General features: G+C 51.8%; 1 protein-coding gene. It reads left to right on the top strand.

Annotation, left to right across the window (positions count from 1 at the left end; genetic code table 11):
• Nucleotides 1-305: hypothetical protein (locus AW165_RS19905; protein ID WP_212823975.1), on the top strand; the 305-nt coding region annotated here is incomplete at both ends.

Genomic DNA, 305 nt, shown 5'->3' with positions numbered 1-305 from the left:
CGATAATCTGCGCGAAAAAGCCAATGCGGCCATCGCGCATAAAGAGGCGCAAAGTAAAGGGCAAAGAGAAGCCAAGCAAAAGCTAGCGGAAGAACGACGACAAGAGAAAGCGCGTCGTCGACGTCGCGCCAGAGCAAAAGCCGACTTTGCCTATTTTTGTGAGACGTACATGCCGCATGCGTTTACGTGTGAGGCTGCGCCATATCAAAAGGCACTCTCTCGCATTGTGGCATCACGGGTCATGCGCAAGCGCGATATGAAGCTGTTCAAAAAGCTGATCTACCCCATCAATCACGGTTCGATTG

Source organism: Acinetobacter sp. LMB-5 (assembly GCF_001541635.1).
GTDB lineage: Bacteria > Pseudomonadota > Gammaproteobacteria > Pseudomonadales > Moraxellaceae > Acinetobacter > Acinetobacter pittii.
Note: the sequence above shows the minus strand (reverse complement) of the source record. Positions and strands in the feature narration are given on the sequence as shown.